The following is a 352-nucleotide window of genomic DNA, read 5'->3' on the forward strand; positions in this document are numbered from 1 at the left end:
ATACCGTTCCGTATAATATTCCCCCAATTGCGGGGCTCCCAACTGCTGCAAATGAGATCGACATTTGATTTAAAGACATGGCTTTTTGAATTCGTTCCTTATCGATTAATCCAGTAATAGAAGAAGTAAAGGCTATTCCTGAAAACGTAGAGGCCAATGACAAAATAACGGTCGTAACATAGATGGAAAGCAAAGAAAGTCCAGAAGTTAGCGTTACAATGAGAAGACCAACAATTGTGAGAGTGGTGGCAATTTGAGCGCAAATAACAATTGTTTTTTTCGAGTATCTATCGGTAATCGCTCCAGCAAATGGGGCAAGAATGGCCCTTGGTAGAATACTACAGATTAAGTT

1 protein-coding gene is annotated in these 352 nt (G+C 39.8%); it reads right to left on the minus strand.

Annotation, left to right across the window (positions count from 1 at the left end):
* The coding region (locus KH400_RS22850; RefSeq protein ID WP_217228556.1) for an MFS transporter at positions 1-352 on the minus strand (352 nt) is incomplete at both ends.

Source organism: Desertibacillus haloalkaliphilus (assembly GCF_019039105.1).
Classification (GTDB): domain Bacteria; phylum Bacillota; class Bacilli; order Bacillales; family KJ1-10-99; genus Desertibacillus; species Desertibacillus haloalkaliphilus.